This window comes from Tibeticola sediminis (assembly GCF_003843835.1).
Classification (GTDB): domain Bacteria; phylum Pseudomonadota; class Gammaproteobacteria; order Burkholderiales; family Burkholderiaceae_C; genus Tibeticola; species Tibeticola sediminis.
The window spans coordinates 283,862-310,353 of record NZ_RKQL01000004.1 but is presented as its reverse complement, the minus strand read 5'-3'; the positions used below and the strand labels follow the sequence as shown (position 1 = coordinate 310,353).

At 69.4% G+C, this 26,492-nt stretch carries 24 protein-coding genes; 15 read left to right on the top strand and 9 right to left on the bottom strand.

Annotated features, from left to right (window positions below):
- Positions 1 to 95 precede the first annotated feature (95 nt).
- From EDC62_RS10055 to EDC62_RS10015, 9 genes are all read left to right on the top strand, one after another.
- Positions 96 to 1,772 carry an FAD-dependent oxidoreductase gene (locus tag EDC62_RS10055; protein ID WP_124223237.1) on the top strand — a complete coding sequence of 559 codons (1,677 nt, stop codon included), beginning with the start codon at positions 96 to 98 and terminating at the stop codon, positions 1,770 to 1,772.
- 56 nt (positions 1,773 to 1,828) lie between these two features.
- Positions 1,829 to 3,754: a bifunctional metallophosphatase/5'-nucleotidase gene (locus EDC62_RS10050; protein ID WP_124223235.1), complete on the top strand. Its 1,926-nt coding sequence runs from the start codon at positions 1,829 to 1,831 to the stop codon at positions 3,752 to 3,754.
- Between the two features lie 185 nt (positions 3,755 to 3,939).
- Positions 3,940 to 6,270: a hydrogen gas-evolving membrane-bound hydrogenase subunit E gene (mbhE, locus tag EDC62_RS10045; protein ID WP_124223233.1), complete on the top strand. Its 2,331-nt coding sequence runs from the start codon at positions 3,940 to 3,942 to the stop codon at positions 6,268 to 6,270.
- Entirely contained in the window at positions 6,267 to 6,743 is a 477-nt protein-coding gene (locus EDC62_RS10040; RefSeq protein WP_124223231.1) for an MnhB domain-containing protein, read from the top strand. The genes mbhE and EDC62_RS10040 overlap by 4 nt, the downstream gene beginning before the upstream one ends.
- A complete protein-coding gene (locus tag EDC62_RS10035; RefSeq protein WP_124223229.1) occupies positions 6,740 to 7,138 on the top strand; it encodes a sodium:proton antiporter in 399 nt (132 codons plus the stop codon). Before EDC62_RS10040 ends, EDC62_RS10035 begins: the two co-directional genes overlap by 4 nt.
- The gene (locus EDC62_RS10030; RefSeq protein ID WP_170159052.1) at positions 7,135 to 8,595 is read left to right on the top strand and encodes a complex I subunit 5 family protein; all 1,461 of its coding nucleotides are present in this window, start codon (positions 7,135 to 7,137) and stop codon (positions 8,593 to 8,595) included. Before EDC62_RS10035 ends, EDC62_RS10030 begins: the two co-directional genes overlap by 4 nt.
- A gap of 31 nt (positions 8,596 to 8,626) precedes the next feature.
- Entirely contained in the window at positions 8,627 to 8,974 is a 348-nt protein-coding gene (locus tag EDC62_RS10025) for a Na+/H+ antiporter subunit E (protein ID WP_170159051.1), read from the top strand.
- Entirely contained in the window at positions 8,971 to 9,300 is a 330-nt protein-coding gene (locus tag EDC62_RS10020; RefSeq protein WP_124223223.1) for an MrpF/PhaF family protein, read from the top strand. Before EDC62_RS10025 ends, EDC62_RS10020 begins: the two co-directional genes overlap by 4 nt.
- Positions 9,297 to 9,647 (top strand): monovalent cation/H(+) antiporter subunit G, encoded by a 351-nt coding sequence (locus EDC62_RS10015; protein WP_124223221.1) that lies wholly within the window; start codon positions 9,297 to 9,299, stop codon positions 9,645 to 9,647. Before EDC62_RS10020 ends, EDC62_RS10015 begins: the two co-directional genes overlap by 4 nt.
- 56 nt (positions 9,648 to 9,703) lie before the next feature.
- Here the strand turns inward: EDC62_RS10015 and EDC62_RS10010 are convergent, their stop codons facing one another.
- Both EDC62_RS10010 and EDC62_RS10005 read right to left on the bottom strand, forming a co-directional pair.
- Positions 9,704 to 11,338 carry a long-chain-fatty-acid--CoA ligase gene (locus EDC62_RS10010; protein ID WP_124223219.1) on the bottom strand — a complete coding sequence of 545 codons (1,635 nt, stop codon included), beginning with the start codon at positions 11,336 to 11,338 and terminating at the stop codon, positions 9,704 to 9,706.
- A gap of 134 nt (positions 11,339 to 11,472) precedes the next feature.
- A complete protein-coding gene (locus EDC62_RS10005; RefSeq protein ID WP_124223217.1) occupies positions 11,473 to 12,870 on the bottom strand; it encodes an aminopeptidase P N-terminal domain-containing protein in 1,398 nt (465 codons plus the stop codon).
- A 404-nt stretch (positions 12,871 to 13,274) separates the two neighbouring features.
- On the opposite strand from EDC62_RS10005, the gene speE reads away from it, so the two are divergent.
- Entirely contained in the window at positions 13,275 to 14,510 is a 1,236-nt protein-coding gene (gene speE, locus EDC62_RS10000) for a polyamine aminopropyltransferase (protein WP_124223215.1), read from the top strand.
- Here speE and EDC62_RS09995 read toward each other — a convergent pair.
- Positions 14,489 to 15,319, bottom strand: coding sequence for a nucleotidyltransferase family protein (locus EDC62_RS09995; RefSeq protein ID WP_124223213.1), 831 nt, complete (start codon positions 15,317 to 15,319; stop codon positions 14,489 to 14,491). The two genes, speE and EDC62_RS09995, sit on opposite strands and share 22 nt — an antisense overlap.
- Before the next feature lie 20 nt (positions 15,320 to 15,339).
- The gene (locus tag EDC62_RS09990; protein WP_124223211.1) at positions 15,340 to 18,330 is read right to left on the bottom strand and encodes a DNA topoisomerase III; all 2,991 of its coding nucleotides are present in this window, start codon (positions 18,328 to 18,330) and stop codon (positions 15,340 to 15,342) included.
- Between the two features lie 120 nt (positions 18,331 to 18,450).
- On the opposite strand from EDC62_RS09990, the gene EDC62_RS09985 reads away from it, so the two are divergent.
- From EDC62_RS09985 to EDC62_RS09975, 3 genes are read left to right on the top strand one after another with little or no spacing between them, the layout of a single operon-like run.
- The gene (locus EDC62_RS09985) at positions 18,451 to 19,014 is read left to right on the top strand and encodes an SET domain-containing protein (RefSeq protein ID WP_245968834.1); all 564 of its coding nucleotides are present in this window, start codon (positions 18,451 to 18,453) and stop codon (positions 19,012 to 19,014) included.
- Positions 19,011 to 19,826 carry a biotin--[acetyl-CoA-carboxylase] ligase gene (locus EDC62_RS09980; protein ID WP_124223206.1) on the top strand — a complete coding sequence of 272 codons (816 nt, stop codon included), beginning with the start codon at positions 19,011 to 19,013 and terminating at the stop codon, positions 19,824 to 19,826. The genes EDC62_RS09985 and EDC62_RS09980 overlap by 4 nt, the downstream gene beginning before the upstream one ends.
- Positions 19,823 to 20,581, top strand: coding sequence for an SPOR domain-containing protein (locus tag EDC62_RS09975; RefSeq protein WP_124223205.1), 759 nt, complete (start codon positions 19,823 to 19,825; stop codon positions 20,579 to 20,581). Before EDC62_RS09980 ends, EDC62_RS09975 begins: the two co-directional genes overlap by 4 nt.
- 44 nt (positions 20,582 to 20,625) lie before the next feature.
- Here the strand turns inward: EDC62_RS09975 and EDC62_RS09970 are convergent, their stop codons facing one another.
- The 4 genes from EDC62_RS09970 to EDC62_RS09955 all read right to left on the bottom strand — a co-directional run bounded on the left by EDC62_RS09970 (position 20,626) and on the right by EDC62_RS09955 (position 23,694).
- Entirely contained in the window at positions 20,626 to 20,820 is a 195-nt protein-coding gene (locus EDC62_RS09970; RefSeq protein WP_124223203.1) for a hypothetical protein, read from the bottom strand.
- 46 nt (positions 20,821 to 20,866) lie between these two features.
- Positions 20,867 to 22,357: a sensor histidine kinase gene (locus tag EDC62_RS09965; protein WP_124223201.1), complete on the bottom strand. Its 1,491-nt coding sequence runs from the start codon at positions 22,355 to 22,357 to the stop codon at positions 20,867 to 20,869.
- Between the two features lie 67 nt (positions 22,358 to 22,424).
- Positions 22,425 to 23,099, bottom strand: a complete 675-nt coding sequence (locus EDC62_RS09960) for a response regulator (RefSeq protein ID WP_124223199.1) — start codon at positions 23,097 to 23,099, stop codon at positions 22,425 to 22,427.
- Between the two features lie 82 nt (positions 23,100 to 23,181).
- Positions 23,182 to 23,694: a MarR family winged helix-turn-helix transcriptional regulator gene (locus EDC62_RS09955; RefSeq protein ID WP_124223197.1), complete on the bottom strand. Its 513-nt coding sequence runs from the start codon at positions 23,692 to 23,694 to the stop codon at positions 23,182 to 23,184.
- Between the two features lie 185 nt (positions 23,695 to 23,879).
- Between EDC62_RS09955 and recA the strand changes: the two genes are divergently transcribed.
- Both recA and recX read left to right on the top strand, forming a co-directional pair.
- The gene (gene recA, locus EDC62_RS09950) at positions 23,880 to 24,932 is read left to right on the top strand and encodes a recombinase RecA (RefSeq protein ID WP_124223195.1); all 1,053 of its coding nucleotides are present in this window, start codon (positions 23,880 to 23,882) and stop codon (positions 24,930 to 24,932) included.
- A gap of 96 nt (positions 24,933 to 25,028) precedes the next feature.
- Positions 25,029 to 25,484, top strand: a complete 456-nt coding sequence (gene recX / locus EDC62_RS09945) for a recombination regulator RecX (RefSeq protein ID WP_124223193.1) — start codon at positions 25,029 to 25,031, stop codon at positions 25,482 to 25,484.
- A 16-nt stretch (positions 25,485 to 25,500) separates the two neighbouring features.
- On the opposite strand, the gene argC is transcribed toward recX, so the two are convergent.
- Positions 25,501 to 26,424: an N-acetyl-gamma-glutamyl-phosphate reductase gene (gene argC, locus EDC62_RS09940; RefSeq protein ID WP_124223191.1), complete on the bottom strand. Its 924-nt coding sequence runs from the start codon at positions 26,422 to 26,424 to the stop codon at positions 25,501 to 25,503.
- Positions 26,425 to 26,492 lie beyond the last annotated feature (68 nt).

Below are 26,492 nucleotides of genomic sequence, written 5' to 3'. Positions count from 1 at the left end.
AATCCTCGCCATGGCGCCCGCCATGGCTGTGGTTTGCGCCTTGCCCGCGCGCCCGATGACGGCCCGCACGGGCGCGCCCAACTGCCGGATTTAGGATGAAGCGTGACGCGCCGTTGACCACGCGGCGCCGGCTGCTCGGTGCCGCCGCATGGGCGTCGCTGGCCGGCGTGGCGCCGCTGGCGGGCTGCTCGGGCGCGGGCGGCGCCGGCCGTGTGATCGACGGTGGCTTTGCCGGCGTGGCCTTCGAGCGCGGCCACCGCCTGCGCGACCCGGCGAACCTGGCCGCGCCGGCAGCGCCTGCACGCACGCGCCGGGTGCAGGTGCTGATTGCCGGCGGCGGCGTTGCAGGCCTGGCCGCAGCGCGGGCGCTGCGCCAACGCGGCATCGAGGACTTTGCGCTGCTCGAACTCGAAGACACGCCGGGCGGCAACAGCCGCGGCCTGCAGCTCGCGGGTCTGCCCTGCCCCATGGGCGCGCACTACCTGCCGGTGCCCGGGCCGGCGGCGTTCGAAGTGCAGGACTGGCTCGAGGAATTGGGCCTGCGCCGGCGCGTGGCGGGCCGCTGGGTCTATGACGAGCGCACGCTCTGCCACAGCCCGCAGGAGCGGCTGTTCTTTCAAGACGCGTGGCAAGACGGCTTGCTGCCGCTGCAGGGTGTGGATGCGGGCACGCTCGCGCAGTACCGGCGCTTTGGCGCGCGCATCGAGGCGCTGCGGCGCGAGGCACGCTTTGCGCTGCCAGCGGCGCGCTCGTCTGGGTCGGCCGTGCATCTCGCGCTCGACGCCGAGACTTTCGACGCCTGGCTCGCGCGCGAAGGCTTCGATGCCCCGCATCTGCGCTGGTACCTCGACTATTGCTGCCGCGACGACTTCGGCGCCGGCAGCGCCACCGTCTCCGCCTGGGCCGGCGTGCATTACTTCGCCAGCCGCCACGGCTTCCATGCGGCGCAGGACGCGCCCGCCGCCGACGAGAGCGAAGGCGTCCTCACCTGGCCCGAGGGCAATGGCTGGCTCGCCCAACGCCTGGCCGAGCCGCTGGGCGACCGGCTGCAGCTGGGCCGCGTGGTGCAACGCATCGAATCGGGCCGGCACGCGGTCGAGGTCGATGCCTGGGATGCGCACTCCGGCACGCTCGAGCGCTGGACCGCCGCGCATTGCATCGTCGCGCTGCCGAGCTTCGTCGCCGCGCGCGTGGTGGCGCAGCCGCCCGATTGGCTGCGCGCGGCCGCGCGGGCGCTGCCGCATGCAAGCTGGGTAGTGGTCAACGTCGCGCTCGATGCGCCGCTGCACGACCGCCCGGGCGCGGCGCCCAGTTGGGACAACGTGGTCTACGGCAGCCCCGCGCTCGGCTATGTGGACGCCGGGCATCAGCGGCTGTCCCCCGCGCCCGCGCCCACCGTGCTGACCTGGTACCACGCGCTGGGCACGGGGCCCGCGGTGCGCGCCCACTTGTTCCAAACACCGTGGACGCACTGGCGCGACGCGCTGCTCGCCGACCTCGCCGGGCCGCACCCCGACCTGCCGCTGCGCGCGCAACGCATGGCCGTGACGCGGCACGGCCATGCCATGGTCGTCCCCGCGCCCGGGGTTTTGGCCTTTTTGCGCCGGATGCCAGCGTCAAATGGTGCCTCGATGCTCTCAAAAAAAGAGTCTCGCGGCTGGCTTGCGCCGCCTCGGGCCGGGCGGCTGAGCTTCGCCCATGCCGACTGGTCGGGCTACTCCGTGTTTGAGGAAGCCTTCACCCGTGGCCACGGTGCGGGCGCGCTGGCCTGAGCCGCACCGCGTGCAAGCGCGGGGCTCCAGCGCCTCGCCCTGCCAAAATCCCCGCCATGAACCTCGCTCTGAACACGCCCAGCCGGGCACCGGCGGATCGCGCCATTCGGCGGCTCGCCCGCGGCGCTTGCCGCGCTGGCCTGGCGGCTCTGCTCGTCACGCTGCTCGCGGCGTGTACACACCCATCCCCCGGCGCGTTTGCCCCCACCGCGGCGGACTACACGCTGCACATCGCCCACATCAACGACCACCACTCGCAGCTCGACGGCTTGAGCGACTTCGAGCTCAAGGTCGATGGGGTGCCGACGCGCGTGGGGCTCGGCGGCATGGCGCGACAGGCGGCGGCCTTCCAGGCGCTGGCATCCCGCGAGCCCGCGCTGCTCAAGCTCCACGCGGGCGACGCGCTCACCGGCTCGCTCTACTACACCTTCTTCCAGGGCGATGCCGATGCCGCGCTGATGAACAGCATCTGCTTCGATGCGTTCATCCCCGGCAACCATGAGTTCGACGACGGCGATGCGACGCTCGCGCGGCTGCTCGGCGCGCTCGGGCGCGGCCCCTGCGCCCAGCCGCCGGCGCTGCTGTCGGCCAACATCGTGCCCGCAGCGGGCACCCCGCTCGCGCCCGGCGGCGCGCCCATCCTCCTTCCCTGGGCGGTGCGCCGTGTGCAGGGTGTGGACGTGGGGCTGGTGGGCGTCACGGTGTCGGGCAAAACGCGCGTGTCCTCGCGGCCGCTGGCGAGCACGCAGTTCCTAGACGAAGCGCAAGCCGCGCAGTCGGCCATCGACAATCTGCGCGCCCGCGGCGTGCGCCACATCGTGCTGCTGACGCACATCGGCTTCGAAGCCGACCGGGCGCTGGCCGCACGGCTGCACGGCGTGGACGTCATCATCGGCGGCGACTCCCACACCCTACTCGGCGACTTCCGCGCCGTGGGCATCGAAGCCGCAGCCCCCTATCCGACGACCGCGCGCAACGCCGACGGTGAGCCGGTGTGCATCGGCCAGGCCTGGGAATACGGCAAGGTGTTCGCGCACATGGTGGTGCGTTTCGACGCCGAGGGACGCGTGCGCGCGTGCGGCGGCAGCGCCTCTTTGCTCGTCGGCGAACCGCTCGCCCAGGCCGACGCGCAGGGCCGCTGGCAGGCGCTGACCGGTGCCGCGCTGCAAGCCGTCCGCGCACGGCTGGCCGCGACCCCCGGCGTGCTGTGGCAAGAGCCTAGCCCCGAGGCCGCCGCGGTTCTCGCGCGCTACGCGGGACAGGTCGAGGCGCTCAAGGCGCAGCCCATCGGTTTCGCACCCGAGCCCTTGTGCCACGTGCGCGTGCCGGGCGAGGCCAGCAACGCCAGCGCGGGCGTGCCGGGCTGCGAGACCGCCCACCAGTTCGCGCGCGGCTCCGACGCCGCGCAGGCGGTTGCCGAGGCCTTCCTCGCCGCCAGCCGACGCGCGGACTTTGCGCTGCAAAACGCCGGCGGCGTGCGCACACCCATACCCGCAGGCCCACTGACGATGGAGACCGCGTTTCGCGTGCTGCCGTTTGCCAATACGCTGGTGGAAATCGAACTCACTGGCGCCGAGCTGCTGCAGGCGCTGGAAGACGGCGTGGCCAACCACCTCGACCTCGGGCGCTCCGACGGCTCACACCCCTTTGCCGCAGGCCTGCGCTGGCGGCTGGACCTGCGCGCGCCGCGCCGCCAGCGCTTCCAGCAGGTCGAGGTGCTGGACAAAGCCAGCGGCCGCTGGCAGCCGCTCGAGCCCGCACGGCGCTATGTGCTCGTCACCCACGACTACCTCGCCGCCGGACGCGACGGCTACGACACCCTGGCCCGGCTCTCGGCCGAGGGCCGCGCGCTCAACACCTACTTGCTCTACACCCAGACCTTCGTCGACCATGTGCGCGCCCGCCACACCCTCCAGCGCGCCGACCCGGAATCCGTCTCGCACCAGGCCGTGACCACACGCGACGGCAGGCGCTTGCGTTGACGCTTTGATTTCAGGAGCAAGCACTGGTCCATATACGCGGGCATATCAACGTTTTTCCTGGAATCACAGAGCGCAGGGAAATCTGGCAGCTGAGGCACGGCTCGGCGCGATGCGCCTTCTAGAATGGCCCCCACCATCGACCTGCCCGCCCGCCACCCGACTCCCTGCAATTCCGCGCGCCTGCCATGACACCGTCCGCCGCCCCACGCCCCGCCGCGCGGACGCCCGCGTGGGTGGTGGCGGCGTTTGTGGCACTGCCCCTCATGGCCCTTGCGGCGCTGGTGGGTGCGCTGCGGCTGGCACCGCTGCCCTGGCAATTCGAGACCGCCTGGGTGCCGGCGCTCGACATTGCGCTCGCATGGCGTGTGGACGGCCTGAGCGCGCTGATGCTGCTGATGATCACCGGCGTGGGTACCGCCGTGTTCGTCTACGCGGGCGGTTACTTCCATGGCCACCCCGGGCAGCGGCGGTTGTATCTGCTGCTGAGCCTGTTCATGGCGGCCATGGTGGGCTGCGTGAGCGCCGACAACCTCTACACGCTGTTCCTGTTCTGGGAGGCGACGAGCCTGCTCTCCTTCCTGCTGGTGGGTTTCGAGCACGAGCGCCCGGCGAGCCGGCGCAGCGCGCAGCAGGCCTTGCTCGTCACCGGGCTCGGCGGGCTGGCGCTGCTGGCGGGCTTCATCCTCATCGCCCAGACGCTGGGCACCAGCCGCATCAGCACGCTGGTGGGCCTGCTGCCCACGGCCGAGCGCAGCCCGGTGCTGATCGCGGGCATGCTGCTGGTGCTGGTGGGCGCCTTCACCAAGAGTGCGCAGTTTCCCTTCCACTTTTGGCTACCCAACGCCATGGCCGCGCCCACGCCAGTGTCGGCCTATCTGCACTCGGCCACCATGGTCAAGCTCGGGGTGTACCTGCTCGCGCGGCTCGATGCGGGCCTCGACGGCTGGGGTCTGTGGGAGCAACTGCTGCAGGGCGTGGGCTCGGTCACCGCGGCCTGGGGCATGGTGTTGGCGCTGCGCGAACGCGACTTGAAGCGCATCCTGGCCTGGTCCACCGTGGCCACGCTGGGCACGCTGGTTGCGCTGGTGGGCCTTCGAGGCGAGGGTGCGGGCGCGGCGGTGGGTGCGCTGCTGTTGGCGCACGCACTGTACAAGGCGCCGCTGTTCTTCGTCGCCGGCAACGTCGATCATGGCACTGGCACCCGCGTCATCGACCGGCTGGGCAACCTGCGCCACGCCATGCCCTGGACGGCCACGGCCGCCACGCTGGCCGGCGCTTCGATGGCCGGCGTTCCGCTGTCGTTTGGCTATGTGGCCAAAGACTTGATGGGCGAAGCCCGCGCCGCAGGCGAAGCGCTGGCCTTCGCCGCCTGGGCAAACACGGTGTTTTCCGCCATCGCGGTCGCGGTGGCCGGGGTCGCGGCGGTGCGGGTGTTCTGGCTGCATCCGGGTCGGAACGAGACGCCCCAGGCCCATGAAGGCAGCATCGCACTGGTGCTGCCGCCGCTGGGGCTCGCGCTGCTCGGGCTCGCGCTCGGCTTGTTTCCGCATCTCGCCGCGCCGCTGGTGCATGGTGCCGGCATGGCCATGGTCCCTGGGGCGACCGCGGCCCCGCCGCTGGCGCCGGGCCTCGATGCGGAGCTGCTCTCCTATGGCCTGACCTTTGGTCTCGGCGCCGCGGTGTTCCTGTCTTGGGATCCACTGCACCAACGGCTCGACGCCGCGGCGCAGAAACTGCATCGCTACTCCATGCTGGCCCACTACGAGCGGCTGCTCGCCGCCGTGCCCGGCTGGGCGGCGCGCAGCACCCGGGCGCTGCAGCACGGCCGAGCCGACGGCTACATGACGCGGGCCTTGGGTGCCATCGGGCTCGCGCTGACCCTGGCGGCCTGGCCTCTGCTGAGCGCTGGCCTGCCCCTGCCCGCCCCGGCGGCGCCCGGTCTGTTGCCGGCGGGGGCGGCGCTGTTGATCGGGATCGGCGCCGTCGCATCGCTGCAGCTGCGCGAGCGGCTCGCGCAGCTGCTGGCGGCAGGTTTCGTGGGCTGGGGCAGTGCCCTGATGTTTCTTGCGGCGGGTGCGCCCGACGTGGCGCTGACCCAGTGGGTGGTCGAAACGGTGTTCGTCATCGTCGCCGCGAGCGTCTTGCGGGTGCTGCGTCGCACTGGCCGCAGCCAGGCCATCGCCGAGCCACGCTGGCGGGTCGGCGCCCTGGTGCTGGCGCTTGCGCTCGCGACGGTGCTCACGCTGATATGGCTCGTGGTGCTGGCACAGCCCTTCGACCCGAGCCTGTCCGAATGGTTGGGCGCCCACAGTCTCGTCGCCGCACAAGGACGCAACGTGGTCAACGTCATCCTGGTGGACTTTCGCGCCCTCGACACCCTGGGTGAGATCAGCGTGGTGATGCTCTCGTTGTTGGCGGCCTCGGCACTGCTGCGCCATGCGGGCCGGCCCTCGGCCGGGTCCGAACCCGAGCGCACGATGGACGCCCAATTGCCGGCAAACGGGGTCGACCCATGAAGCGCCGCCCACGCCTGCTGATGCTCGAGGTCGTCGCACCGCCCATGTACGCGCTGATGCTGGCAGCGTCGCTGTGGATGCTGCTGCGCGGCCACAACGCGCCCGGCGGCGGCTTCATCGGCGGGCTGCTGGCCGTCACCGCCAGCGTGCTGTGGGCCTTCGCGCGCGGCAGCGCTGCGGCCCGGCAGCGTCTACCGCTGCGCACGCCCGAGCGGCTCGCCGCTGCCGGCGTGTTGCTCGCTGCCGCATCGGGCCTGCCGGCCTGGGCGCTCGGCCAGCCCTATCTCACGCATGTGTGGGGGGCGCTGCCGCTCGGCTTCACCACCGTGCCGGTCTCGACGGTGCTGCTGTTCGACTTCGGGGTCTACCTGAGCGTCTGGGGTGCACTCGGCGGCTATGCGCTGGCGCTGCTCGATCTGAGCGAGCCGGCCCCAGACCCTGCGGCCGCGACCGATCCAGAGGCTCGATCATGATTTGGGCCCTGGCCTTTGCTCTCTGGATCACGCTGGCCGCGGGCCTGTACCTGGCGCTCTCGCGCGACGTGGTGCGCATCGTCATCGGCCTCGGCTTGCTCGGCAGTGCGGTGAACCTCGCGCTGCTCGGCAGCGGCCGGCTCGAAGCCACGCAGCCGGCCTTCATCGCCGTCGGTGCGCAGGCGCTGGGCACTGCAGCCAACCCCGTGCCGCAGGCCTTGGTGCTCACGGCCATCGTGATCGGCTTGGCGCTGATGTGTTTCTCGCTCCTGCTGGTGGTGGCCTTGGTTCGCCGCACGGTGGCGGACGATGTGCGCGCACTGCGCTGGGCCGAGCCCCCCGCCGACGACCCGGTCCAACCGCCATGGTCGGCGGACGAAAGCCTCACCCCATGAAGGCGGACTGGCTGACCGCGTCGATCCTGTTGCTGCCGCTGGCGACCGCAGCGGGCACGGCGCTGCTCGCCCGCCGCCCACGCCCGCAGCAGGCGCTGAGCTTCATCGGCTCCGTGGGCTTCGTGCTCTGCGCGCTCGCGGTGCTGGCCCGCAGCGCGCAGGGTGAGGTTCAGCCGCTCTCGTTTGGCAACTGGCCTGCGGGCATGGGCATCGGCTTTGCGCTCGACCGGCTCGGCAGCGCGCTGGTGGCGGTGGCGGCGGTGCTCGGCCTGGCCTGCTTTGCTTTTCTCGCCAGCACTGCAGGCCAGAGCGCGCGCGGCCCGATGGTGTTGCCGCTGATGCACGGCACGCTCGCCGGTGTGGCCGGCGCGTTCGCCACCGCCGATCTGTTCAACCTCTACGTCTGGTTCGAGTTGATGCTGATCTGCGCGCTCGGTCTGCTGGCTGTGGGCGGCCGACGCGACCAACTCGACGCGTGCTTTCGTTACCTGGGCATGAACCTCGTCGGCACCTTGTTGCTGTTGCTGGCCGTAGGGCTCATCTACGCAGCCACGGGTCAGCTCGGCTACGCGGCGCTCACCACGGCCTGGCCGGCGGTCGCGCCCGAAGTCCGCACGGTGCTGCTGGCGATGCTGGGCCTGGCGCTGCTGCTCAAGTCGGCCGCGTTCCCGCTGGCTGCCTGGCTGCCAGCCGCCTACCCGAGCCTGCCTGCGCCGGTGCTGGCACTGTTTGCCGGGCTGCTGACCAAGGTCGGCGTGTATGCGCTGCTGCGCCTGCTCGGCGACGTGTTAGCCCCACTGCCCGGGCCACTGCTCGAAGCCCTGGGCTGGATCGCGGTGGCGACGATGGCGAGCGGCGTGCTCGGCGCGGCCTACCACTGGGACCTGCGACGCATCCTGGCCTTTCACATCATCAGCCAGATCGGCTATATCCTGCTCGCGGTGGCCCTGGGCAGCCCGGCAGGCGACGCCGCAGCGCTGTTCTACACGGTGCACCACATCCTGGTGAAGGCCAACCTCTTCCTCATCGCGGGGATGATCGCGACGCTCACGGGCAGCCACGATTTGCGCCGCATCGGCGGGCTGGCGCGCGCGCGGCCTGGGCTGGCGCTTCTGTTCGCCATCCCCGCCCTTTCGCTGGTGGGCATTCCGCCGCTGTCGGGCTTTTGGGCCAAGCTGCTGGTGCTGCAAGCTGCTTTGGCCGCAGACCGCTACGTCTGGGCGGCGGCCGCGCTGCTGGTCAGCCTGCTCACGCTCTATTCCATGATGAAGATCTGGATGGAGGCCTTTTGGAAACCCCGACCCGAAGCTGCCCCCGAGATCGCGGTGGCGGGCTCGCTCGCGCCAGCGTGGGGGGCGATCGGCGGCCTCGCGGCGCTCACCGCGGGTCTCGGGCTCGCGCCCGATGCCCTCGTGACCTTCGCCCAGGCGGCCGCCCTGAGTCTTGGAGGACGATGAGATGCATGCCACCCTACCCCCGACTGAGCCGATGAGCCGTCTGCATGCCGCACTCGTGCTGCCGCCCCGTTTTCTGCGCGCGATGCTGGTCTCGGGCACGCAGACCCTGCTCATCATCTTGACCTATGGCCTGCGCCGACGCGCCTTGCCGCCCTCGGGGCTGCGGCGGTTGGCTTACGCGCCGATGCGACCGCAAGGCGTGGCCTTGCTCGCCGCCATGGTGTCGCTCACTCCCGGCACGACCGTGATCGACATCGACGCGGAGCGCCATGAATTCCTCGTGCACATGCTCGACACCCGCGATGCCGAGGCGGCAGCGGCCGAGATTCGCCGCATCTTCCAGCAGCCCTTGTGTGCGCTGTTTGGAGCGTGCCGATGAACCTCGCCATCCCTGGCTGGGCGCTGACCGTGCTGTTCCTCGGCGCGCTCGGTGCAAGCGCGCTGGCCGCGGTGCGGGTGTTGCGCGGCCCCACGCAGGCGGACCGGGTGGTCGCCCTCGACATTTTTTTGGCTGCAGCGGTGGCCCTGTGCGTGGCGACGGCGCTGGCAAGCGGGCACACCGCGTTCCTCGACGTGGGGCTGGTCCTCGGGTTGGTGGGCTTCATCGGCACCCTGGGCTGGTCGAGGCTGATCGACGGCGCGGCGTCGCCCGCGGAACCCGAGGCTCAGACACCGGGCGCACCCGCGGACCCGGAGGCTCCATGAGTGCGTGGCTGGGCCTCTTGGGCGGCGCACTGCTGGCCCTGGGCGGTGTGCTGCTGCTGGTGGCGGCCTGGGGTGTGCTGGCGCTACCCGATGCGCTCAGCCGCCAGCACGCAGCCACCAAGGCCGGCACGCTGGCGCTGTCCACCGTGTTGTGCGGCGCGGGCTTGCTGCACCCGAACCTCGACTGGGGCTGGCGACTGGCGCTGCTGCTGGGCTTTCTGCTGGCGACCTTGCCGGTCGCCTCGCACCTGCTGGCGCGGGCAGCGCTGCGGGAACTCGAGCGGGCGCAAACTGCCGCCATCGCCGAAGCGACGGGGAAGATCGACGACGAAGCAGACCGCCCGTAGCCGGGATGCGCGGCGCGCGCGAGACTCGTTCAGCGTTTCCCTTATTCAGCGTTGCCCTAAGCCGAGAAAATCCCGCCGTATTGCTTGCGCAGCTCGGCCTTTTGGACCTTGCCGGTACCGCCGACCGGCAGAGCGTCGACGAAAACCACCTCATCGGGCACCCACCACTTGGCGACGCGCCCGGCGAGGAAGCCGAGGATTTCGTCCTTCTCCAGCGTCTGACCGGGCTTGCGCACGATGAAGAGCAGCGGCCGCTCGTCCCACTTCGGATGTTTGACGCCGATCACCGCGGCCATCGCCACCGCCGGGTGTGCCATGGCGGCGTTTTCGAGGTCGATGGAGCTGATCCACTCGCCGCCGGTCTTGATGACATCCTTGGTGCGGTCGCGAATCTGCATGATGCCGGTCGGGTCGATCGTGGCGATGTCCCCGGTCGGGAACCAGCCATCGACCAGCGGCGAGGCCTCGGCCTTGTGGTAGCCGTTGATGATCCATTGGCCACGCACCATCAGCTCGCCTTGCGAGACGCCGTCACGCGGCAGGGTGCGGCCGGCCTCGTCGACGACCTTGATCTCGACGCCAAACACCGAGCGCCCCTGCCGGGCGACGATCGCGTGACGCGCCTGCGCCGGAAGCCCCATTTCGGCGCCGGTGAGCGCGCTGATGGTCGCGACCGCCGTCGTCTCGGTCATGCCCCAACCGTGGCGCACCTCCACACCCAGGGCGTCGTACTGCTCGATCAGCGCCTGGGGCATCGCCGAGCCGCCGACCGCCGTGCGCTTCATCGTGGTGAACCGCAGCCCGTGCTGCTGCACGTGCTGGATCAGCGCGAGCCAAATCGTCGGAACGCCGGCGCTGACGGTGACGTGTTCGCCTTCCATCAGCTCGTAGAGACTCGCCCCGTCGAGACGCGGCCCGGGCAACACGAGGCGCGAGCCTGCGATCGGCGCCGCATAGGGGATGCACCAGGCGTTGATGTGGAACATCGGCACGACCGGCAGCACCGTGTCGCGCGAGGACAGCGACAGCACGTTGGGCTGGCAGCCCGAGAAGGCGTTGAGCACGATCGCCCGATGCGTATACAGCGCGCCCTTCGGGTTGCCCGTGGTGCCCGAGGTGTAGCAAAGCGCCGCGGCCGTGCGCTCGTCGAACTCAGGCCATTCGAACTGCTCGCTGTGCGGCGCGATGAGTTCCTCGTAACACAGGACGTTCGCCACGCCCTCGGTGCCCGCACGCACGCCGGGCATCTGGTCGGCATCACACAGGCACACCCAAGCCTGCACCTGCGGACAATGCGCCGCGATGCCCTTGACCAAAGGCGCAAACGTGCTGTCGAACAGCACGACGCGATCCTCGGCGTGGTTGATGATGTAGATGAGTTGCTGCGGATGCAGTCGAGGATTGCAGGTGTGCAGCACCATGCCGCTGCCCGAGACAGCGAAGTAAGCCTCGAGATGGCGGTGGTTGTTCCACGCGATGCTGCCGACGGCCTGCCCGGCTTCGAGGCCCAGCGCCTGCAAGGCATGGGCGAGCTTTTTCGAGCGCCGCGCCACCTCCGAGTAGCTGCTCCGGTGCAGCGGGCCATGCGTCTCGCGCGAGACGACTTCGACAGCGCCATACTGCGCCGCCGCGTGTTCGAGGATGCCCGAGATGAGCAGCGGACGGTCCATCATGAGGCCGGGTTTGAGCATCGGTGTTCTCCTATCGATTGGGGGTTTTGCCGCCGACGCGGCGCCGAATCCGTCCCCGTGACGGGCCCAGCGGGCCGGGTTCAGCATGGCCTCCAATCTAAGGCATCGCTCGCGCGCCGGCCGTCACCGGCGCGTCAGCCGCGCATCACGGCCTCGATCTCGTCGGGTTCGACCGGCACGCCGCGCGAGATCAGCTCGCAGCCGTCGGCGGTGACGACGGCATCGTCCTCGATGCGGATGCCGATGTTCCAGAACGCTTCGGGCACGCCCTCGCTCGGGCGCACATAGAGGCCGGGCTCGATGGTGAGCACCATGCCTTCGCGCAGGATGCGGCTTGGGCGCTCGATGACGATGTCGCCGGTCTTGGGGTCGCGCCGCTCGGTGACGCGGTCGGCTTCGCTCGGCTCGATATAGCTGCCGCAGTCGTGCACGTCCATGCCGATCCAGTGGCTGGTGCGGTGCATGTAGTAGGCGAAGTAGTGGCGGTGCTCGATCGCGTCGTCGAGCGTGCCGTGCTGGCCCGGTTCGAGCAGGCCCAGATCGAACATGCCCTGGGTGAGCACGCGCACCGCGGCCTCGTGCGGCTCGTTGAAGCGCGCGCCTGGCCGGGTGGCTGCAATCGCCGCCTTTTGGCTTTCGAGCACGAGCTGGTACAGCTCACGCTGCGGCCCGGTGAAACGCCCGTTGGCGGGGAAGGTGCGGGTGATGTCGCTCGCATAGCCGTCGAGTTCGCAACCGGCGTCGATGAGCACGAGTTCGCCGTCGCGGATCGGCGCGTTGTCGGCCCGGTAGTGCAGCACGCAGGCGTTGGCGCCGGCTGCGACGATGGAGCTGTACGCGGGGTATTGCGAGCCGTGGCGGCGGAACTCATGCAGCAACTCGGCGTCGAGGTGGTATTCGCGCACGTCCTGCCCGGCGCGCAGCATGCGCGCGCTGGTCTGCATGGCGCGCACATGGGCCGCAGCGCTGATTTGCGCGGCACGGCGCATGAGGGCCAGCTCATGCGCGTCCTTGATGAGCCGCATTTCATCGAGCACGGCGCACAGGTCGCGCTGCACTTGCGCACAGCGCACGCCCATGCGCGCGCGGCTGCGCACGCTCGCAAGCCAGCCTTCGACCCGGGCGGCAAGGCCCTCGTGGGTGGCAAACGGGTACCAGACGGTCGCCTGGTTTTCGAGCAGACGCGGCAGCCGGGTTTCGAGCTCGGTCACCGAATAGGCCTCGTCGACGCCGAGCGCCGCCGGCGCGGCCTCGGGACCCAGGCGGATGCCGTCCCAGATTTCACGCTCGAGGTCTTTGGGCTGGCAGAACAGCACGCTACGGCCATTGCCAAACAACACCAGCCACGCATGGGGCTCAGAAAAGCCCGTGAGGTAATAAAAGTAGCTGTCGTGACGGTAGAGAAAGTCGCTGTCGCGGTTGCGGGCTCGCTCGGGCGCGGTAGGCACGATGGCGACGGCGTTCGCGCCGAGTTGGGCTGCGGCGCGCGCGCGACGCGCCGCGTAGATCGAGTGGGGGGTTTGCTGGTTCATGAACGGCATTTTCAACCATCCCCACGGCTAGCGGGGGGAAGGCGGTGAACGCCCTGAAGCGGCATTCTTCGGCCTTGCCGTCGAGTCAGGCGCCGTAAAATCGCTGGTTTTGCTTGGCGCCGGGCATCTTACTTGCCCGGTTGGCGCCGACAGCCGCTGAACCCGGCGAGATGTTTGGGCGCGTACCGCCACCGTTTTAGGGCAGCGCTGAATCAGTTCCCGTGATGGCGCGCGAGCGGCCGCGGGATGGGATGCGAGGCGCAAACCGAGGCAATAGCCGCAGCTATGGCGAGGATTTGCAACGAAGCAGACCGCCCGCAGCCGGGATGCGCGGCGCGCGAGGGACTGGCTCAGCGTTGCCTTTACCCGTATGCGCGGGTTTCCAACCAACAGGGGGACACGACATGCAGGGCCTGCACCTGACTGCTGATTTGTACGACTGCGCCGGCGACGCCGCGCTGCTGACCGATGCCGATCGACTCGCCGAGCGTTGCCGCGCGCTGACGCTGGCCTCGGGACTCACCCTCGTCGACGAAAAGTGGCACCGCTTCCCCGACTGGAACGGTCAGCCCGGCGGCGTGACCGGCATGATTTTGCTCGCCGAGTCGCATCTGGCGATCCACACTTGGCCCGAGCGCGGCGGCGTCACGCTGGACGTGTATGTGTGCAACTTCACCGCCGACAACTCGCACAAGGCGATCGCCCTGATGCAGGGGCTCGAAGACGCATTCGCGCCGCGGCGCGTGCAGCGCGAGCGGCTCCTGCGCGGCCAGGCCGACGGCCCCACCGCCACGGGCGAGCTCATCCTCGAGCATCTGACGCCGCAGGCAGCCTATGGCTTTCGCTTCCCCGAGCGCATCTTGTCGCAGCGCACGCGCTACCAGCATCTCGAACTGCTGCGCTCGAACGAACTCGGGCTGACGCTGCGCCTCGACGGGCAGTACATGACCAGCGAGGCCGATGAATTTTTCTACCACGAGGCCATGGCGCATCCGGCCGCCATCACCCACGAGGCGCCGCGCCGTGCCCTCATCATCGGCGGCGGAGACGGCGGACTGGCCGAGGAACTGCTCAAGCACCCGACGATCGAGCGCATCGTGCTGGCCGAGCTGGACGACGAAGTGGTCGCGGTCGCGCGCCGCCATCTCGGCTCGATCCACCGCGGTGCCCTCGACGATCCGCGCGTGCAAGTGCATGTCGGTGACGGCGCAGCCTTCGTGGCGCAGACCGCCGAGCGCTTCGACCTGGTGTTCCTCGACCTCACCGACCCCGAGACCCCCGCCGGGCCGCTCTACACCGAAGCCTTCTTCCGCCAGGTGCAGCAGGTGCTCGCACCCGGAGGGGCCGTGGTGCTGCATCTGGGCGCGCCGTTCTTCGAAAAAGACCAGGTGCGGGAACTCTCGGCGCGGCTGGCGCGGGTCTTCCCCTGCCTGCGCGCCTACGGCTTGTACGTGCCGCTCTATGGGGCGTACTGGGCGCTCGCCGTGGCCTCGGACACGCTCGACCCCAAAGGCCTCGATGCGGCGACGGTCGAACAGCGCCTGCGTGCGCGCGGCATCGCGAACCTGCAGTACTACAACGCCGAGATCCACGGCGCGCTGTTCGCGCTGCCGAACTTTTACCGCGCGCTGCTGCCCTGAACCTCGGCGAGCCGCTCCGGCGTGCCCACGTCGGTCCAGGCACCGGCCCACACTTCGGCGCTCACGACCCCCGCAGCGATCGCCCGGCGCAGCAAAGGCGCCAGCGGCGCCGCCGTGCCCTGCGGATTGCCGGGGATGATCGTGCACCAGGGCGCCTCGAACAGCGCGCGCCGGTAGAGGGCGACGGTGCTGAAGGTGTAGCTCAGCCCGGTCGGCGTGGGCAGGTTGAGCGCCCGTGCCGAGTAGCGATCCGCCGCAGGCTCGAGACCAAAATCCCCCTGAGGGTGGTGCGGTGGGTTCGGCACGAGCCAGAGGTGCGCGAGCCGTCCGCTGCGCGCGAATGCGTCAAAGGCGGCCCGCGGGAAGTCGAAGTCGGGTAGGAACACATCACCAGCGACGACCCAGAACACCTCGCCCAACTGCGGCAGCGCGCGGCTGATGCCGCCGAGGGTTTCGAGCGCATAGCCGAAATCCTCCATCTCGGGCGAGAGGTCGAGCGTGAACCGGTCGTCTACCCCTGCTTCCTCCGCGCTCGCGCCCGTGGTGAGCGGCCAACTCACCCGTCGCTGCATGGGCTCGGCGCCCAAGTAGGCCGCAATCTGTTCCCCGAGCCAGCCCGTGTTGACCACCGCGTGGCGATAACCCGCGCGCGCCAAGGCGTCGAGGTGCCAGCGCAGCAACGGCCGCCCCTGCACGGGCAAGAGCGGCTTGGGGCAGTGGTCGGTCAGCGGACGCATGCGCTCGCCGCGCCCGGCCGCCAGCACCAGCGCCTGGGCGCGTCCGCTGGGGTCGACCGCTGGCAAACGCATCGCCGGCTCCTCTCAGCCTCTCAGGCGCTGCCATCCGCGTGCAGGTGCGGCGTGAGCAGCCCCGCGATTTCGAACATCGAGACCTGATCCTTGCCGAAGACGGCACGCAGCCGTTCGTCGGCGTTGATGCGGCGCTTGTCGGCCGCATCTTGCAGGCCCTGCGCCTTGATGTAGTCCCAGAGCTTTTTGACCGCTTGCGCGCGTGCCACGGGCTCGGGCCCGATCACGGCGGCGAGTGCCGGGCTGGGCCGCAAACCCGCGGTCGCCGCAGCCGCACGCGGCTTGCGCGTGCTCGGCGCTCGAGTCGCGGGCGCGCCCTTGGCTGCGGCTTTGCGTGCTGCCGGGGCTTTCGCCGCCGCGGATGGGGCAGCTTTCTTGGCGTTTGCCGGGGTATTTCGGACGTTTGTTGCTCCTTTTTTAGCAGCGGCGGGGACGCGCGGCGGGAACTTCGACGGCGCGAATTCGAAGTTCACCTTGCCGGCCTCGGCGTCCCAGACCAGATGCGCCTTGAAGGGCCGCCGCGTGCGCATGGAGATGAACTTGTCGAGTAAATCGGTTTTGCCCTGGGTGAGGAGCTTGCGCATTTGCTCGGGCTCGACGGGCTGCTGCAGGATCACGCGGCCGGTTTTGAAGTCGCAGCTCGGCGTGGGCTGCGCGGCCGTGGGCACGGATTTCTCGCAGACGTAGTTGGCACCGTGCTCGTACACCGGTGCGCCGCACTTCGGACAGGGCCCGAGCGGCTCGAACCCCGAGAAGTCGACGATTTCGCCCGTGGCCTCGGCGCTGCGCTCGTCGCCGAAGTCGAATTCGAGCTTCCAGTTGCGCTCCTCCTCGCTGTGTTTGAGCACGATCTCGGCCGTGAAGGGCCAGCCCGCCTTGGAGCGGAAGCCCTCGAGCGGGCCGATGCGTTTGTCGCGCAGCAGTTGCTCGACCTCGGCCACGTCGAAGGTGCGACCGCCCGGCGTCTTGGGGATGGAGAAGCCACAGCCCGCGCCCTGGCCATCGGCGCCGGTGCAGGCGTAGCGGCGGTAGTTTTCCTTCACGATGCCGCCGCAGTTCGGGCAGGGCGTGGCAAGCGTAGCGTAGTCGCCCGGCACGGTGTCGCGGTCGTACTCCTTGGCTTTGCGCACGATGCGCTCGGTCATCTCGGCGATTTCGCGCATGAAGGCCTCGCGCGAGAGCCGCCCGTGCTCCATCTGCGCGAGCTTGTATTCCCACTCACCGGTGAGTTCTGGGCGCGAGAGTTCTTCCACCCCTAGGCCGCGCAACAGCGTCATGAGCTGAAAGGCCTTGGCCGTGGGCACGAGTTCGCGGCCTTCGCGCAGGAGGTATTTCTCGTTGATCAGCCCTTCGATGATGGCCGCGCGGGTTGCCGGTGTGCCCAGGCCCTTTTCCTGCATGGCTTCGCGCAGTTCCTCGTCGTCGATGAGCTTGCCCGCGCCTTCCATCGCGCCGAGCAGCGTGGCTTCGGTGTAGCGCGCCGGCGGCCGGGTCTTGAGCGCCTTGACTTCGACGGCCTCGGTGCGCACGCGCTCGCCTGGGGCGACGGCCACGAGGTTCTGGCCTTTGTCGCCGTCCTTGGCGTCGGCCACCTCGGCGGCCGCCTCCTTGCCGTAGATCGCGAGCCACCCCGGCTTGACCAGCACCTTGCCTTCGGTGCGGAAGTGGTGCTGCGCGCCGTCGGCTCCATCGACGACCGTGGTGCGCGTGGTCACCTGGTATTCGGCGCTGGGGAAAAACACCGCCATGAAGCGGCGCACGACGAGGTCGTAGAGTTTTTGCTCGGCCTCGGACAGGCCGTGCGGCGCCTGCAAGGTCGGGATGATGGCGAAGTGGTCGCTGACCTTGCTGTTGTCGAACACGCGCTTGATCGGCTTGATGTAGCCCTGCGCGAGCGCGGTGCGCGCATGCGGTGCCAGGTGCGCCATCGGGCTGTCGGCGAGCATGCCGAAGGTCTGCTGCACCACGGGCAAATAGTCCTCGGGCAGGTGGCGCGAGTCGGTTCGCGGGTAGGTCAGCGCCTTGTGCCGCTCGTACAGGCTTTGCGCCAGCGCCAGCGTGGTCTTGGCCGAAAAGCCGAACTTGCCGTTAGCCTCACGCTGCAGACTGGTGAGGTCGAAGAGGCCCGGCGAGGCCTGGGTGGTGGCGCGGCTTTCCTCGCTGACGCTGCCCGTTCGGCCTTGCACCGCAGCGGCAATCGCGCGGGCGCGCGCCTCGTCCCACAGGCGCTCGGGGCGACGCTCGGCATCGTCGGGGTCCTTCTTCCATTCCGGGTCGAACCAGCGGCCAGGGTAAGTGCCGGCCTGCGCGGCGAAGCTCGCGTGCAGCTCCCAATACGGGCGGCTGACGAAGCGGCGGATCTGCTCCTCGCGCTCGACCACCACGGCCAGCGTGGGCGTCTGCACCCGCCCGACGGTGGTGAGGAAGAAGCCGCCGTCGCGCGAGTTGAACGCCGTCATCGCCCGCGTGCCGTTGATGCCCACCAGCCAGTCGGCCTCGGAGCGGCTGCGCGCCGCGTCGGCCAGGCCGCGCATCTGCGCATCGGATCGCAGGTGCGCGAAACCGTCGCGGATGGCGTCGGGCGTCATGCTCTGCAGCCACAGCCGCTCGACCGGCTTGCCCAGGGGCTTGCCGCCGCCCGCGTACTGCTCGATCAGCCGGAAGATCAGCTCCCCCTCGCGCCCCGCGTCACAGGCGTTGATGAGCCGGCCCACATCCTTGCGCCGCGCCAGACGTACGACGGCGTTGAGGCGCGACTTGGTCTTCTCCACGGGCTTCAGGTCGAAGTGCGGCGGAATCACCGGCAGGTGCGCAAAGCTCCATTTGCCGCGCTTGACGTCGTAAGCCTCGGGCGCCTCGATTTCGACGAGGTGACCGACTGCACTGGTGACGATGTAGCGGTCGTTCTCGAAATAGTCGTCGTGCTTTTCGAACTTCCCGGCCACCGGCGTGAGCGCGCGGACGATGTCCTGCGCCACCGAGGGCTTCTCTGCAATCACGAGGTCTTTCATCTCATTACAATCCGGTTCGCTCGTGCGCGCGGGTGCACGAGCGTGTGTGTCTAGGCGTGCGCGCCCACGCTCATGCGGGCGCGCACCTGTGCTTTTTTCAACATACCAAATTTTTCCGCCGTGGCTAGGGCCAGCGCTCCAAACCCCAAGGACCCGCCCCAACGCGGCCCCCGCCGCCGCATCGTCGTGAGGGCTTCGGGCATCCACGGCAAAGGCGTCTATGCCGCGGTCGATTTACCCGCCGGCACCGACATCCTCGAATACCGGGGCGAGCTGATTTCGTGGGAAGAAGCGCAGGCGCGCCATCCGCACGACCCCGCCGACCCCAACCACACCTTCTTCTTTCACATTGACGACGCGCACGTGATCGACGGGGGACGCGGCGGAAATGCCGCGCGCTGGATCAACCACTCGTGCGAGCCGAACTGCGAAGCCGAGACCCGGGGCACCCGGGTGTTCATCAAAGCGCTGCGTGACATCGCCGCGGGCGAAGAACTGCACTACGACTACGGACTGGTGATCGACGCGCGCTACACCCCGGCGCTCAAAGCCGCCTTCGCCTGTCGCTGCGGCGCGCCGCAATGCCGCGGCACGATGCTCGCGCCCAAGAAACGCCGCCGCAGCGCCCCCGATCGAGCAGGCCTTGCGCGCGGCGAGGTGTCGCCACCAGGTTCGGCATCATGAAACCCGTGGCCGAGGCCCTGCTGTACGACTGGCCACTCGAAGACCTGAGGGCCAGCTGCCGCTCGATCGAGCCGGCGCTGACGATCGAGGTGTGGCCCGAGATCGACTCGACCAACAGCGAGCTCATGCGTCGCGCCCGCGCCGGCCACGCTGCGCCCACGCTGCTCGTAGCCGAACGGCAAACGCTCGGTCGCGGGCGCAGTGGCCGCGTCTGGCATGCGGACCCGAAGCGCTCTTTGACCTTCTCCCTCGGCCTCACCCCCCCACTGCCGCCCGAGCCCCGGGCCTGGTCAGGCCTGTCGCTGGCGGTCGGCGTCGCCGTGGCCGGCGCGCTGCACCCCGAGGTGGGGCTCAAGTGGCCCAACGACCTGTGGTGGCGCGACCACAAGCTCGGGGGCATCCTCATCGAGACCACTCAGGTCGGGTCGCAGCGTTATGCCGTCGTCGGCATCGGCCTAAACCTCAGAATGCCCCTGCAAGACGCCATCGACCCGCCGGGCGTGGGCATCGATGCCTTGCTGCCGGGCCTCGATGCGCCTGGTCTGTTGCTGCGCGTCGCGCCGGCGGTTCTGGCGGGCCTGCAGCGCTTTGGTCGCGAGGGTCTGGGCGCCTTCCTCGACGACTGGCGTGCGCGCGACGTGCTCGCCGGTCGGGCCGTGCGGCTGAGCGATGGGCGCGTGGGCAAAGCCATCGGCATCGACGCGAACGGGGCGCTGCAGATCGAGCACGCCGGGGCCATCGAGCGCATCGAATCGGCCTCGCTGAGCGTGCGGCCGCTCGACATGGCATCCCCGCTGGGGCTTTGGCCGTGATCGCCCGGTTTCTGGTCCTTCTGCTGCTGTTGGCCAACGCGGTTTGGTGGGGCTGGAGCCAGGGCTGGCTCGCGCCGCTCGGCTTCGCACCCGCGCGGGTGAGCGAACCCGAACGCATCGCCCAGCAACAAAACCCCGAGGCGCTGCGCATCGTGCGCGCTGCCCCGGGCGAAGGCGCTTCAGCGCCCGCCGTGCCGACCGATACCGCGCCCCGCTGCTGGCGCGTGGGCCCGATCGACGCCAGCCAAACCGATGCGCTGCGCGCCGCCCTCGCGCAGCTCGAGGCCAAGACGGCCTGGCGCCTCGACGCCGAGACGCAGCCCGGGCGCTGGATGGTTTACATGGGCCGCTACGCCGACACGGAAACGCTCGCGCGCAAGCAGGCCGAGCTGCGCAAACGCAACGTGCCCTTCGAAGTGCTGCGCGAGCCGGCGCTGGCGCCCGGGCTCTCTTTGGGTGTGCACACGACCGAGGCCGACGCCCAGGCGGCGCTCGAGCGGCTCAGCGAGCGCGGCGTGCGCACCGCGCGGGTACTGACGTTGCAGCCGCCGCTGACGCGCTATTGGTTGACCCTCAACACCGCCGACGACACCCAGCGCGAACGCCTGCAACGACTCCCCGCCCTCGCCCAACGCACCTGGCAGAACTGTCCGGAAGCGACCGCGCCCGCAGGCGGCAGCAGCGCGGCACCGGCGCCCGAAGTCGTGGCTTCCGCCGCGGCTTCGTCCGCACTACCCGCTTCAGCCGCCCGCTGAGGCAACGCTGAATCAGTTCCTGTGTTGGCGCTCGAGGGACCGGTTCAGCCTAAATCTGGCAGTTGGGCGTGCCTGGGCGGGTCGTCGTCGGGCGCGCGGGCAAGGCGCAAACCACAGCCATGGCGGGCGCTGTTGAAGAGGATTTGCAACGCCGCCCCCGCGCCCGAGGGCGACTCGAACGGGTGCGCAGCGCTCACCCAAACGGTGAACGGGCTCCGCACCGAACGTTGTTGAAACATCAGCACCTTGCTTTTCGCGAGAAGCGGTCAACTGCCGGATTTAGGCTCAGCCTTGCGCCAGAGCAAAGCGCACGATGAAGCGCGCGCCCGGGGGTTTCTGACCGGGGCGCGCCGCTTCGACTTCGACGGTGGCCCGGTGTTGGCGGGCGATTTCGCGCACGATCGGCAGGCCCAGGCCGGATCCATCGGTCTGAGTGCCCAGCACCCGGTAAAACGGCTCGAAGATGCGCGCGCGCTCGGTTTCGGGCACGCCCGGCCCGTTGTCCTCCACCTGCAGCACGAGCACCTGGCCGAAGGGATCGGGCAGCAGGCGCACGGTGACGATGCCCGGCTGCTCGGCGCTCGATGGCGTGTAGCGCATGGCGTTGTCGACGAGGTTCGAGACGAGCTCGCGCAGCAGTGTGGGGTTGCCGAGCAGTTGCACGCCGGGCTCACCCGGCTGCGGACCTTCGTAGCCGAGGTCGATGTGGCGCTCGAGCGCCGTGGGGACGGCTTCACGCACTGCATCGATGGTGAGCGCGGCGAGATCGCAGCTTTGCCGCGTCAGGGCCGTCGAGCCGCTCTCCGCGCGCGCCAGCGCCAGGAGTTGATTGACCGTGTGGGTGGCCCGCACACTCGCGCGGCCGATGTGCTCCAGAGACTGTTTGAGCTCCTCGGTGCTCGCACCCTCGCGGCGTGCCAGGTCGGCCTGCATCCGCAGCCCAGCCAGCGGGGTCTTGAGCTGGTGCGCGGCATCGGCGAGGAAGCGCTTTTGCGTCGCCACCGACTCGGTCAGGCGGGTCAGCAAGTCGTTGACCGACTGCACCAGGGGCGCGACTTCGAGCGGCACGGCCTTGTCGTCCAGCGGGCTCAGGTCGTCGGGCTTGCGGGCACGGATGCGCTCTTCGAGCCGACTCAGCGGCTTGATGCCGCGCACCAGCGCCATCCAGACGAGCAGCACGGCGATGGGCAGGGTGATGAATTGCGGCAACATCACGCCCTTGATGATCTCGGTCGCGAGGAGTTTGCGCTTTTTGCGGGTCTCGGCGACCTGGATTTGGGCCAGCGGCATCGGGTCGGCGCCCGGGACCGGCGTCCAGAGCGTGGCCACCCGCACGTCGAGTCCGCGCAGCAGGTCGTCGCGCAGGCGCACTTCGCCCGGCAGCGGTGCCGGATGCAAGGGCTCGGCGACGGTCGGCAGGTCGGGCTCGCCGCCCAAGACGCGGCCGTCGGGCGCGAGGATCTGGTAGTAGACGAGGTCGGTGTCGTCGGCCCGCAGGGCGTCGGTCACGGCGTCGGGCGCGCCAAACCGGAGCCCCGCCGGGTCGGGTTGGATCCACTGCGCGAGTTCGTGCGCGTGCAGCACGAGCGCCCGGTCATAGGGCCGGTCGGCAATGTCCTGCGCGACCCACCAGGTGAGCGCGAGCGTCAGCGGCCACAGCAGCAGCAGCGGCGTGAGCATCCAGTCGAGGATTTCGCCAAACAGCGAGCGCTGCTCCCGCTGGAACAGCTTGAAGCGCCAGCGGCGCTCCTCTCGGTCCTCTTCAGACAGGGACATTGGCGCTCCCGCGAGGGCACAGGGTCGGCGTCATGGTCGAAGCCCGACGGCGCGCACAGGGAAAGGCTCAGCCTGGCAGTTTTTCAAGGCAATAGCCCAGGCCCCGCACGGTCGCGATGCGGATGGGGCCACGCTCGATCTTCTTGCGCAGGCGGTGGATGTAGACCTCGATCGCGTTGTTGCTGACTTCCTCGCCCCACTCGCACAGGCGCTCGACCAGTTGCTCTTTGCTGACGAGCCGTCCGGCGCGTTGCAACAGCACTTCGAGCAAGCCCAGTTCGCGCGCCGAGAGCTCGACCATCTTTCCGTCGATGGTCGCCACGCGGCCGGCCTGGTCATAGGTGAGCGGCCCGTGCCGAATGATGGAACTGGCCGCGCCCATGCCACGGCGCACCAGCGCGCGCACGCGGGCTTCGAGTTCCTGCAGGCTGAACGGCTTGGCCATGTAGTCGTCCGCGCCGAGGTCCAGCCCCTTGACGCGCTCCTCGACGCTGTCGGCCGCCGTGAGGATCAACACCGGCAGCGTCGCCCCGCGCGCCCGCAGGCGGCGCAGCACCTCGAAACCGTGCAGGCGCGGCAGGCCCAGGTCCAGGATCAAAAGGTCGAACTCGGTGTTGGTCATCAGCGCGGCATCGGCCTGCGCGCCATCGGCCACATGGTCGACCGCTGCGCCCGAGGCGCGCAGGGTGCGCAACAGCCCATCGGCGAGCACCTGGTCATCTTCGGCAATCAGGATCCGCATCTTGTCTCCTCTCTGGCTGCGCTCGGCAGATTCTAGGACGGCCACGCCCGAAGCCGGAATGCGCGGCGCGCAAGCGGGTGCTTCAGCCACTCGCGTAGGCCTCGAGCCCCAGCGCGACGACGGTGGCGACTTCATCGCCCACCGCGGCGCGAAACTCGGCCTCGGCCTGGGCGACGGCCACGCGGAAGGCCTCGAGCCAGGCCAGCCCGTCGGCGGTGAACACCACGCGGCGCGCCCGCGCGTCCCGTTCGTCGGGTTCGCGCCGCACCAAACCCCAAGCCTCGCACTGGTCCACCAGGTCGGCCATGGCCTGCTTGCTCATACCCGCGGCCCGCGCCAGGTCGGTCAGCCGCGCGCCTTCGATCGGCAAATGCCGCGTGATGTGGATGTGCGCCGCACCGACCTTGTCGCGCGCCGCCAGGTTGGCCAGCGCCAGCGGCACCTCGGCACTGGCGGCCATCAGGGAGAGCACACGCGCGTCGAAGCGCCGCAAGGCTTCGCCCATGAGGCGGCCCAGATGCGTCTGGCGCCAGGCCAGCCCCGCGGGTCTGAGCGCGGGCGCGCAGTCGTCGGGCAGGAGCGGAGTGGGCGGCATCACGAGGCTGGGGGAATGGAATCCGGCAGCGCCATCGGCACCCGACCGAAGCAGGACCGGATCATGGTCAGGCAAACTGATTAATTTTGTAGTGTACGCGGCTTTATTCTGCGGCTAAAGTACTGTTCACGCATCCAGTTGTTCTGGCTCTGTCCCCGATCTTTAACCGACTTCCAGGAGTTTCCATGGACCCCATCGCCAAAACCCCGACCCCCGCCCAAACCGAAAAGGCCAAAGCCCTGCAAATGGCGCTGGCGCAGATCGAAAAGCAGTTCGGCAAGGGCACGATCATGCGGCTCGGTGAAGGCGAAGTCATCGAAGACATCCAAGTGGTGTCCACCGGCTCGCTGGGGCTGGACATCGCGCTGGGCGTGGGCGGCCTGCCGCGCGGGCGCGTCATCGAGATCTACGGCCCCGAGTCCTCGGGCAAGACGACGCTGACGCTGCAGGTGATTGCCGAGATGCAAAAGCAGGGCGGCACTTGCGCCTTCGTCGATGCCGAGCATGCGCTCGACATCCAGTACGCCCAAAAACTCGGCGTGAATCTGCAGGACTTGCTGATCTCCCAGCCCGACACCGGCGAGCAAGCGCTGGAGATCGTCGACAGCCTGGTGCGCTCCGGCGCGGTGGACCTGATCGTGGTGGACTCGGTGGCCGCGCTCACGCCCAAGGCCGAGCTCGAGGGCGACATGGGCGACGCGCTGCCGGGGCTGCAGGCGCGACTCATGAGCCAAGCCCTGCGCAAGCTCACGGCGCACATCAAGAAGACCAATTGCATGGTCATCTTCATCAACCAGATCCGCATGAAGATCGGCGTGATGTTTGGCAGCCCCGAAACCACCACGGGCGGCAATGCGCTCAAGTTCTACGCCTCGGTGCGGCTCGACATCCGCCGCACCGGCACCATCAAGAAGGGCGAGGACTCGATCGGCAACGAAACCAAGGTGAAGGTTGTGAAGAACAAGGTCTCGCCGCCGTTCAAAACCGCCGAGTTCGACATCCTCTTCGGCGAAGGCATCAGCCGCGAGGGCGAGATCATCGACATGGGCGTCAACGCGCGCATCATCGAAAAATCCGGCGCCTGGTACGCCTACAACGGCGAGAAAATCGGCCAAGGCCGCGACAACGCGCGTGAGTTTTTGCGTGAAAACCCCGGCCTCGCACGCGAAATCGAGAACAAAGTCCGCGCGTCGCTGGGCATCCCCTTGCTGCCCGCTGTCGAGGAAGCTGCCGCCTAAGAATCAGCTCCCGAGATGGCGCGCGCCCGAAAAGTGTTTTGGAGTGAAAATCGCAGTATGCCGGCGTAAAACGGTCGGTTGTTGCTCTTCTTTTTGATGCGACCGCCATCCCTCAAAGCCCGAGCCCTGCAGTTGCTTGCCCGTCGTGAGCACGGGCGGGTCGAGCTCGAGCGCAAGCTCGCGCCCCACGCCGAAGATGCTGAGGAGATTCGCCGCGTGCTCGACGAGTTGCAGGACAAAGGCTACCTGGACGACCGGCGCTTCGCCGACTCCTGGGTTCATCGCCGCGGCGCCCGCCTCGGGCCGGCGCGGCTGCAGCAAGAGCTGCGCGACAAAGGCCTCACCGCTGACGCCATCGCCGAAACCCTAGCCCCCCTGCGGACGCTCGAGCCCGAGCACGCCCGCGCAGTATGGGAGCGCCGCTTCGGCCGCGCACCCCAGGATGCGGCCGAGCGCGCGCGTCAAATGCGCTTCCTCGCGGCCCGCGGCTTCAGCGCCGAGATCATCCGCAAGGTCGTGCCCAAGGCTTCCGGGGAACACGACGTCGAGTGACGCGTCAACGACGGCCTCAAAGGCCGAGCATCAAGCGCAGGTTCTGCACCGCAGCGCCGCTCGCACCTTTGCCGAGGTTGTCGAGCCGCGCCACGAGCACCGCCTGAGCCAAGGCGTCATCGCCGAACACCCGCAGCTCCATGATGTCGCTGCCCGCAAGCGCGACGGCATCAAGCTTGCCGTCGGCACTGGCGGACTCGACGCGCACCGTCCCGCCCCAAGCGGCCGTCGGCGCGTAATGCGCCCGCAAGGCAGCCTCGAGGTCCGCCACCCGCGGCCGCGCCGGCAAGGAGTCGAGATGCAAAGGCAGTTCGACCAGCATGCCCTGCGGGAAATTCGCCACCGACGGGACGAACAAGGGACGGCGCGCAAGGCCCGTGTACCGCATGATCTCGGGCAGATGTTTGTGCCGCAGCCCGAGCGCATAGAGCTCAAACGGCGCCGCCGAGCCTGCTTCATAGGCTTCGATCATCGATCGACCGCCGCCGCTGTAACCGCTGACCGCCGGCAAAGCCAGCGGATGATCGCGCGGCACGAGTCCGGCATCGACCAGCGGGCGGATCAGCGCGATCGCCCCCGTCGCGTAGCACCCCGGATTGGCCACGCGCTCGGCTCGCGCAATCGCCTCGCGCTGGCCGGCGCAGAGTTCGGGAAAACCGTAAACCCAACCCGGCTCCGTGCGGTGCGCCGTCGAGGCGTCGATGATGCGCGGGCGCCGGCTGCCGATCGCGTCGATCAGCTCGACCGAGGCACGCGCGGCGTCGTCGTGCAGGCACAGCACGACCAGATCCGCCTCGGCCATGAGCGCCTGCTTGGCTTCGTTGTCCTTGCGCCGGCTCGGGTCGATCTGCAACAACTCGACTCCCGGCACCGACTGCAGCCGCTCACGAATCTGCAAGCCCGTCGTGCCTGCCTCGCCATCGATGAAAACTTTCGCCATGGGCTGGTCCTTTGCAGTGCGTTGCCCTGGCCATTATGCCCGCGGCCCCGGCGCAGGCCACGCTGATG

Coding starts and splice junctions, on each gene's coding strand:
- EDC62_RS10010 (WP_124223219.1), bottom strand. CDS start 11,338: ATGCTCAAACCCGGCCTCATGATGGACCGTCCGCTGCTCATCTCGGGC.
- EDC62_RS10040 (WP_124223231.1), top strand. CDS start 6,267: ATGAAGCGCCGCCCACGCCTGCTGATGCTCGAGGTCGTCGCACCGCCC.
- EDC62_RS10005 (WP_124223217.1), bottom strand. CDS start 12,870: ATGAACCAGCAAACCCCCCACTCGATCTACGCGGCGCGTCGCGCGCGC.
- EDC62_RS10020 (WP_124223223.1), top strand. CDS start 8,971: ATGAACCTCGCCATCCCTGGCTGGGCGCTGACCGTGCTGTTCCTCGGC.
- EDC62_RS09995 (WP_124223213.1), bottom strand. CDS start 15,319: ATGCGTTTGCCAGCGGTCGACCCCAGCGGACGCGCCCAGGCGCTGGTG.
- EDC62_RS10030 (WP_170159052.1), top strand. CDS start 7,135: ATGAAGGCGGACTGGCTGACCGCGTCGATCCTGTTGCTGCCGCTGGCG.
- recX (WP_124223193.1), top strand. CDS start 25,029: ATGCGACCGCCATCCCTCAAAGCCCGAGCCCTGCAGTTGCTTGCCCGT.
- EDC62_RS10055 (WP_124223237.1), top strand. CDS start 96: ATGAAGCGTGACGCGCCGTTGACCACGCGGCGCCGGCTGCTCGGTGCC.
- recA (WP_124223195.1), top strand. CDS start 23,880: ATGGACCCCATCGCCAAAACCCCGACCCCCGCCCAAACCGAAAAGGCC.
- EDC62_RS10025 (WP_170159051.1), top strand. CDS start 8,627: ATGAGCCGTCTGCATGCCGCACTCGTGCTGCCGCCCCGTTTTCTGCGC.
- EDC62_RS09960 (WP_124223199.1), bottom strand. CDS start 23,099: ATGCGGATCCTGATTGCCGAAGATGACCAGGTGCTCGCCGATGGGCTG.
- mbhE (WP_124223233.1), top strand. CDS start 3,940: ATGACACCGTCCGCCGCCCCACGCCCCGCCGCGCGGACGCCCGCGTGG.
- EDC62_RS09990 (WP_124223211.1), bottom strand. CDS start 18,330: ATGAAAGACCTCGTGATTGCAGAGAAGCCCTCGGTGGCGCAGGACATC.
- speE (WP_124223215.1), top strand. CDS start 13,275: ATGCAGGGCCTGCACCTGACTGCTGATTTGTACGACTGCGCCGGCGAC.
- EDC62_RS10015 (WP_124223221.1), top strand. CDS start 9,297: ATGAGTGCGTGGCTGGGCCTCTTGGGCGGCGCACTGCTGGCCCTGGGC.
- EDC62_RS10050 (WP_124223235.1), top strand. CDS start 1,829: ATGAACCTCGCTCTGAACACGCCCAGCCGGGCACCGGCGGATCGCGCC.
- argC (WP_124223191.1), bottom strand. CDS start 26,424: ATGGCGAAAGTTTTCATCGATGGCGAGGCAGGCACGACGGGCTTGCAG.
- EDC62_RS09955 (WP_124223197.1), bottom strand. CDS start 23,694: ATGCCGCCCACTCCGCTCCTGCCCGACGACTGCGCGCCCGCGCTCAGA.
- EDC62_RS09970 (WP_124223203.1), bottom strand. CDS start 20,820: ATGTTTCAACAACGTTCGGTGCGGAGCCCGTTCACCGTTTGGGTGAGC.
- EDC62_RS09965 (WP_124223201.1), bottom strand. CDS start 22,357: ATGTCCCTGTCTGAAGAGGACCGAGAGGAGCGCCGCTGGCGCTTCAAG.
- EDC62_RS09980 (WP_124223206.1), top strand. CDS start 19,011: ATGAAACCCGTGGCCGAGGCCCTGCTGTACGACTGGCCACTCGAAGAC.
- EDC62_RS10035 (WP_124223229.1), top strand. CDS start 6,740: ATGATTTGGGCCCTGGCCTTTGCTCTCTGGATCACGCTGGCCGCGGGC.